Below are 7222 nucleotides of genomic sequence, written 5' to 3'. Positions count from 1 at the left end.
GTGCGCCCTGCCGGGCGCACCCAAAGAAAAACGGCCGGGAAATCCCGGCCGTCTCTGCTCGATCAGTGTGCAGCGCTGTCGTTCAGGCAAACCCCGCCTGATGCGCCTGCTGGTCGGCGTGGTACGAACTGCGCACCATCGCGCCCACCGCAGCGTGGGTGAAGCCCATCTTGTAAGCCTCTTCCTCGAACATCTTGAAGGTGTCGGGATGCACGTAGCGCAGCACCGGCAGGTGGTGGTTCGACGGCGCCAGGTACTGGCCGATGGTCAGCATGTCGATGTCGTGGGCGCGCATGTCGCGCATGACCTCGAGGATTTCCTCGTCGGTCTCGCCCAGCCCCACCATCAGGCCGGACTTGGTCGGCACGTTGGGGTTGCGGCGCTTGAATTCCTGCAGCAGCTTGAGCGAGTGCTCATAGTCCGCGCCCGGGCGGGCCTGCTTGTACAGGCGCGGCACGGTTTCCATGTTGTGGTTCATCACGTCCGGCGGGCACGCCTGCAGGATGTCGAGCGCCTTGTCCAGGCGGCCACGGAAGTCGGGCACCAGCACTTCGATGCGGGTAACGGGCGACAGCTCGCGCGTCTGCGAGATGCAGTCGACATAGTGCTGGGCGCCGCCGTCACGCAGGTCGTCGCGGTCGACGCTGGTGATCACCACGTAGTTCAGCTTGAGCTGGGCAATGGTGCGGGCCAGGTTGCCCGGCTCGTTCACATCCAGCGGATCGGGGCGGCCGTGGCCCACGTCGCAGAACGGGCAGCGGCGCGTGCACTTGTCACCCATGATCATGAAGGTGGCGGTACCCTTGCCGAAGCACTCGCCGATATTGGGGCAGCTGGCTTCCTCGCACACCGTCACCAGGTTGTTGGCGCGCAGGATGTCCTTGATCTCGTAGAAGCGTGAGCTGCCAGTGGCGGCCTTGACGCGGATCCAGTCAGGCTTCTTGAGCTTTTCGGCCGGCACGATCTTGATGGGGATGCGTGCGGTCTTGTCGGCCGACTTCTGCTTGCGGGTCGGGTCATACTGCTCCGCGGGGGACTGCGGGGCTTCGCTGGAAGTGGCGATCAGGGCGTCGCTCATACATTTCTCCGCACGCGCTCAGCGTGCATTTCGCTTTTGACTAGGAGGCCAGGGCCGTCTCACCCGGCTGCTTCGCTTCAGCCGGGGCGGCAGTTCCTTCGGCAGCCAGCGCGCGGGCTTCGTGCGCTGCCAGCACCTCGCACAATGCTGCCGCCAGGCGCAGTGCGATTTCCGGTTGTTGTGCCGCGGTCACGGGCAAGGGGGCGCCGTTGGCATCCGCCGCCGCGAAGGTGGCGCCCGCGCTGGCCATGTCGACTGTTTCCAGCCCGGCATAGCCGCAGGGATTGATGCGCAGGAACGGCGACAGGTCCATCTGCACGTTGAGGCTGACGCCGTGGTAGCTGCAGCCGTTGCGGATCTTGAGGCCGAGCGCGGCAATCTTTGCGCCCTGGTGCGGCCCGTCAGACAGGTAGATGCCGGGGGCGCCGGCCTTGCGTTCGGCTGCGAGATTATACGCTGCGAGCGTGTCCAGCACCGCCTGCTCGATGCCGTGCACCAGTTCGCGCACCATCAGGTGGCGGCGGCGCAGATCGAGCAGCAGGTAGGCCACGACCTGGCCGGGACCGTGATAAGTGATCTGCCCGCCACGATCGATCTGCACGACCGGGATGTTGTCATCCGGCGACAGTAGGTGTGCGGGATCGCCCGCCTGGCCCAGCGTGTAGACCGGCGGATGCTCGACCAGCCAGACCTGGTCGGGCGTCTCGGGCGTGCGTGCGGCGGTGAAGGCGCGCATCGCGTCGAAACACGGCTGATAGTCCTCGCGGCCGCGTTCGATGACTTGAATCGGATGCATGGCGAGAGTGTAACGAAAAGGGCCGGCTTGCGCCGGCCCTGCCTCGGTCACTTCTGCTGCCCGCTCAGGGCGTGGTCCGGCGGGAATCGTCCGATGCGTCACGCGACCAGACCAGGCGCAGATGCCCCCGGCTGCGGTGTGATGCGGACGATGCCCCGCCGGCCTTCGCCTCAGGATGCGGTGACCTGGTCCTGGTTAGGCGTCCACTCCGTGCCTCGAACCAGGCGGCGCAGGCTGCGGTACACCAGGTGCGGCACGTCAGCCAGCGCCAGCGCCGGGCGGCGCGCTTCCGCGATCAGGGCGAGGCGCACCGGGTGCAGCGCACGAGGGTCTACACTCAGCACCACCTCGTCACCCGAGCGCAACAGCAGGCTGCCGCCACAACGCAGCCAGTAGTCCTCTGAATCTTTCTCGCGGGTCAGCCATACATCGGTGCCGCGGGCCTCTTCGACATGCAGGCGCTGGGCAGCATGCACCGACAGCGTGGTGACTTCGCCAGGATTCAGTGTGAACACGGTCGTTGTGAGCACGGTTTTCATGATGGTTCTCCGTTCAGCCGGCCTCGGCGGGGATACGCCAGACACAGTACGAATTCGCGGCGGGGCACCGAAACTGGCCCGGCAAGGGGACCAGGCCAGTTAAATCCTATGAATATCGCCGTGAAGTAAATGACTACTGCGGGGGCCGGTGATGGAATATTAGTGATTGCCCGGCCACTATCAAAACGATATATTTTCTTTGTTCTTGTTAGTCAAACTCACATACACACGACCGCCTGGAGACCACCATGGCCTGGAAAAGCGCCTGGGAAAAGGACCTGCCGCGCGGCTGGCACCGCGAGCTGCCGCGCCTGCCGGCGCTGACCGCGCTGCGCGCCTTCGAGGCCGCGGCGCGGCACGAGAGCTTTTCGCGCGCGGCCACGGAGCTGTTTGTCACGCACGGCGCGGTCAGCCACCAGATCCGTGCGCTGGAAGAAGAACTGGGCATGCCGCTGTTCGAGCGCCACGGCAAGCGCGTGGCGCTGACGCCGTCGGGGCGCCTCTATGCCGAGCGCGTGCGTGACGCGCTGCTGCAGATCGCCGATGCCACGCGCGCGCTGCAGGCCGGCAACCGCGACAAGCGCCTGACCATCAGCACCATGCCGTCGTTTGCCGCGCGCTGGCTGACGCCGCGCATCGGCAGCTTTATCGAGCGCCACCCGGAGCTGGATGTCGAACTGCTGTCGTCGAACACGCTGGTCAACTTCGCGCATGAGGAAGTCGATATCGCGCTGCGCATGGGCAGCGGCGACTATCCCGGCCTGTATGTGGAACGGCTGCTGGACGACGTCTTCTTCCCGGTCTGCAGCCCCGGCTTCAATGGCGGACGGCTGCCCGAGCGGCCGCAGGACATGGCGGGGCTGCCGCTGCTGCGCGGCGAGGGCGATCCGTGGAAGCCATGGTTCGAGGCCGCCGGGCTGGACTGGCCCGAGCCGCGCAAGGGGCTGCTGCTGGAAGATTCCTCGCTGCTGCTGCAGGCCGCGTCCGAAGGCCAGGGCATTGCGCTGATCCGCTCCTCGCTGGCCTACAACGACCTGCTGGCCGGGCGCGTGGTGCGGCTGTTCGATGTCAGCATCCCCTGTCCATGGCTGCTGTACTTCGTATGCGCGCCGGGCTCATTGAACCTGCCCAAGGTGCAGGCGTTCCGCGGCTGGCTGCTGCCCGAGATCGAGCGCTTCCGCGAGGTGCTGGCGCAATGGGAGTGAACTAGTCTTCCGACGCTTCGCCGGAGTCAGCAGGATCGGCGGCCGCGTCAGCTGCCGGCTTGGCGCGGGCCCGGCCGGCCCGCGGATGGGCCTTGTCGTAGATCCTCGCCAGGTGCTGGAAATCGAGCGCGGTATAGACCTGCGTGGTCGAGATGCTGGCATGGCCCAGCATCTCCTGCACCGCGCGCAGGTCGCCCGATGACTGCAGCACGTGGGTGGCAAACGAATGCCGCAGCATATGCGGATGCACATCGGCCGGCACGCCGGCGCGCAGCGCCTGCTGCTTGAGCCGCAACTGCACCGTGCGCATCGACAGGCGCCGCCCGCGCGGGCCGAGGAACAGGGCGTGGGCATCCTCCGGCAAGGCGCCCGGGCGCAGCAGCGTGTCGCGCACCGCCAGCCAGGCGCGCAGCGCCTCGACGGCCTTGCTGCCGACCGGCACCGAGCGCTGGCGCGAACCCTTGCCGGTCACGGTGACTTCCGCCCCGGCCAGGTCGAGCCAGCCGCTGGAGCGGTAGCCGTCGGCATCGGCATAGCGCAGGTCCAGCTGCACCAGTTCGGACAGCCGCAGCCCGCTTGAATAGAACAACTCATGGACCGCATGGTCACGCAGTGCCTGGGCATCGGTGCCGGCAGGATGCGCGACCAGTGCCACCGCATGTTCGACCGACAAGGCCTTGGGCAGCGCGTGGCCCGAGCGCGGCGCGCGCACGCCGTCGACCGGGTTCACCGTGACGCCATGGCCGTGGCGCGCCGCCCACTGGAAGAAACCGCGCCAGGCCGACAATGTGCGCGCAATGCTGGTGCCGACCAGCCCGGCGCCATGCAGCCGCGCGGCAAAGTTGCGGATATGGTGGGTCTGCAGTGCCAGCAAGGCCACGCCGGGCGCATAACGCGCCGCGTGCCCCTGCAGCACGCGCAGGTCGCGGCTGTAGCTGGTCAGGGTGTGCGCGGCCAGCTTGCGGCTGCCGCGCAGCCAGTCCAGGTAGCGCGTGACCAGCGGCTCGGGTGCCGGCGGCGGGCCGTCGCTGGCAGGCGTGATATCCGCAACCACGCTGCGGGGTGGCCGGCGTGCAGTCATGGCGTCAGGCGTGGGCCGCCGCGCCTCAGTCGCGCAGCCGGTGCAGCGCGGCGCCGGCGACTTCGCCGATCTGCGACAGGTAGGCGGTGCCCATGCCTTCATGGAAACGGCGCGGATCGGGCGAGCCCAGCACCAGCAGGCCAAAGGCTGCGCCGCGCACGTCGGCACCAGGCTCGGCATCCCCCGCGCGCACCGGCACGCGCAGCGTCACCAACGCCAGCGAGGTGATATCGTCGCGCTCCAGCAGCCCCGCCGCCTCGAAGCCGCCGTTGCTGCCGCAGTACGGCGCACGCAGGCCTTCGGCAAAGATGCGCAGGTCTTCGCTGGCACCCTGCGCCACTTCCATATGGACGTATTGCTCGGCGACATCCCACAGCCTGAGCGCCACCGCGGGCACATCGAACACCTGCTGCAGGCCGTCCTGCACCGCGTAGGGCAGCGCGTGCGAATCGGCCTCTGCCAGCAGGCGCAGCTGCCAGGCATGCATGCGCTGCTGGGTGCGGTCGTTGTCATGGCCGTGGCGGACCAGGTCCGCCAGGCGCAGCTCCAGGCCCTTGTTCTTCTCGCGCAGGATTTCCATCTGGCGTTCCTGCAGCGACACGGCGCGGTGGCTGTGCGGGCTGGTCAGCTGCACCGCGGCCAGCAGCTCGGCGTGTTCTTCGAAGAATTCGGGGTGGCTCTGCAGGTAGGCGGCAACGTCTTGGGCGTTCATGGGGCGTGGACCGGTAGAGGTAAAGTGGGTGGCAGTTTAACAAACCCACCCAGCCAGAAGAGGAGCGCGGTGTTGGGTGCTCCCAAGCCGCCCGAGCTTGCCTAAGCAAGGTGTTCTCCCTCTCCCCACATGGGGAGAGGGTCGGGGTGAGGGGTGGTCTAGCTAGGAACCACATGAAGCGGGGCCAACGGTTTTTTCCAGCACCGTGGCTCTGCCAGCGCCCCCCCCCCCCCCCCCCCCCCCCCGGGGGGGGGGGGGGGGAGCCTGCTGTCGGCGTTATCGCAAGCAAGGCAGGTGGCCCCCGCTACGTCTGGATCAACCGCTTCTGCCGCGAAATGCTCATCAGAATGCCGATGCCCGCGCCCAGCGTCACCAGCGCGGTGCCGCCATAGCTCATCAGCGGCAGCGGCACGCCCACCACCGGCAGGATGCCGCTGACCATGCCCATGTTGACGAAGGCATAGGTGAAGAAGATCAGCGTGATCGATCCCGCCAGCAGCCGCGAGAACAGCGTCGGCGCATTGGCAGCGATAAACAGGCCGCGGAAAATCAGCAGCAGGTACAGCACCAGCAGCACCGCATTGCCGATCAGGCCGAACTCTTCCGAGTACACGGCGAAGATAAAGTCGGTGTGCTTTTCCGGGATGAACTCCAGGTGCGTCTGCGTGCCCTTGAGCCAGCCCTTGCCCTCGACCCCGCCGGAGCCGATGGCGATGATCGACTGGATCGTGTGGAAGCCCTTGCCCAGCGGATCGCTGGTCGGGTCCAGCAGCGTGCAGACGCGGTGCTGCTGGTAGTCGTGCAGCACCGGCCAGTTCACGCCCGGCGCGCACATATCGTTCTGGAACGTGATCAGCAGCGTGATCGCCACCACCAGCAGCCCCAGCAGCGGCAGGATCAGCCGCCACGACAGGCCGGCGAAGTAGATCACGTACACGCCCGCGGCCATCACCAGCAGCGCCGTGCCCAGGTCAGGCTGCTTGGCGATCAGGCCGACCGGGATCAGCAGCAGCCCCAGCGCCACCACGAAGTCGAACCACTTGATCACGCCCTCGCGCTTCTGGAAATACCAGGCCAGCATCAGCGGCATCGAGATCTTCATGATCTCGGACGGCTGGATCACCATGCCGACATAGAGCCAGCGGCGCGCGCCCTTGCGGATCAGGCCGAACATGGCCACCGCGATCAGCAGCGCCACCCCGACCGTATAGATCGGCACCGCCACCCGCATCAGCGTCTGCGTCGGCAGGTAGGCGATCACGATCATCACCACATAAGACAGCAGGATATTGCGCAGCTGGTCCTCGACCCGGCCCGGCATGTCGATGGCGGCCGAGTACAGCGCCACGATGCCGGTGGCGAACAGCAGGAAGACGATCAGCGAGAGTGGTTTGTCAAAACCGGTCAGCGCGGTCTTGATCAGGGACAGGACGCGGCGTCGATCCATGCGCGTCTCCTTCAGGGAGTGGCGCCGGCACCGCTGGCTGCCTTGGCAGCCACGGGCTTGACGCGTGGTTTGGGTGCGGGCGCCTTGGCCGGCACGACCGGCGCGGAAGCCGGCGGCGGCACCTGCGGCTTGCTGTGGCCCAGCGCCTGCAGCATGCGTTCATCCAGCGTCTGCACGGCCGAGGCCGGTGCGATCGCGTCGGGGTCCAGCGCCGCCGCGATCGCGTCAGACGCCCCGGCACGCGCGCCCGACGCCGCGGCGACCGCGCTGGCGGCCGCGCCGCTGGCCGGCGCGCTGCCACTCGACATCACCGTGGCACTGGCAATGCTGGCGGTCTGGCCGGTGGTGAACACGCTCGGCGTAG

General features: G+C 67.5%; 7 protein-coding genes and 1 pseudogene. 1 reads left to right on the top strand and 7 read right to left on the bottom strand.

The window, feature by feature from the left end; genetic code table 11:
• Positions 1-82 precede the first annotated feature (82 nt).
• From lipA to CF68_RS13050, 3 genes are all read right to left on the bottom strand, one after another.
• Positions 83-1078, bottom strand: coding sequence for a lipoyl synthase (gene lipA / locus CF68_RS13060; RefSeq protein ID WP_035819388.1), 996 nt, complete (start codon positions 1076-1078; stop codon positions 83-85).
• A gap of 40 nt (positions 1079-1118) precedes the next feature.
• Positions 1119-1874 carry a lipoyl(octanoyl) transferase LipB gene (gene lipB, locus CF68_RS13055; RefSeq protein ID WP_035819386.1) on the bottom strand — a complete coding sequence of 252 codons (756 nt, stop codon included), beginning with the start codon at positions 1872-1874 and terminating at the stop codon, positions 1119-1121.
• A 170-nt stretch (positions 1875-2044) separates the two neighbouring features.
• On the bottom strand, positions 2045-2413 hold the full coding sequence (locus CF68_RS13050; RefSeq protein WP_013955208.1) for a DUF2917 domain-containing protein: 369 nt from the start codon (positions 2411-2413) through the stop codon (positions 2045-2047).
• 248 nt (positions 2414-2661) lie between these two features.
• Between CF68_RS13050 and CF68_RS13045 the strand changes: the two genes are divergently transcribed.
• A complete protein-coding gene (locus CF68_RS13045) occupies positions 2662-3618 on the top strand; it encodes a transcriptional regulator GcvA (protein ID WP_035819384.1) in 957 nt (318 codons plus the stop codon).
• A gap of 1 nt (position 3619) precedes the next feature.
• Here CF68_RS13045 and CF68_RS13040 read toward each other — a convergent pair whose 3' ends face one another.
• The 4 genes and pseudogenes from CF68_RS13040 to CF68_RS38305 all read right to left on the bottom strand — a co-directional run.
• Positions 3620-4699, bottom strand: a complete 1080-nt coding sequence (locus tag CF68_RS13040; RefSeq protein ID WP_035819381.1) for a tyrosine recombinase XerC — start codon at positions 4697-4699, stop codon at positions 3620-3622.
• Between the two features lie 25 nt (positions 4700-4724).
• Positions 4725-5411 (bottom strand): DUF484 family protein, encoded by a 687-nt coding sequence (locus CF68_RS13035; RefSeq protein ID WP_035819378.1) that lies wholly within the window; start codon positions 5409-5411, stop codon positions 4725-4727.
• A 304-nt stretch (positions 5412-5715) separates the two neighbouring features.
• Positions 5716-6858 carry a rod shape-determining protein RodA gene (gene rodA / locus CF68_RS13030; RefSeq protein WP_010811483.1) on the bottom strand — a complete coding sequence of 381 codons (1143 nt, stop codon included), beginning with the start codon at positions 6856-6858 and terminating at the stop codon, positions 5716-5718.
• Positions 6859-6869: 11 nt separating this feature from the next.
• Positions 6870-7222: pseudogene (locus CF68_RS38305) on the bottom strand (penicillin-binding protein 2); the annotation flags it as partial.

The organism is Cupriavidus sp. SK-4 (assembly GCF_000611125.1).
GTDB lineage: Bacteria > Pseudomonadota > Gammaproteobacteria > Burkholderiales > Burkholderiaceae > Cupriavidus > Cupriavidus necator.
The sequence above is the reverse complement of the archived record's forward strand: the minus strand, read 5'-3'. Positions and strand labels throughout refer to the sequence as shown.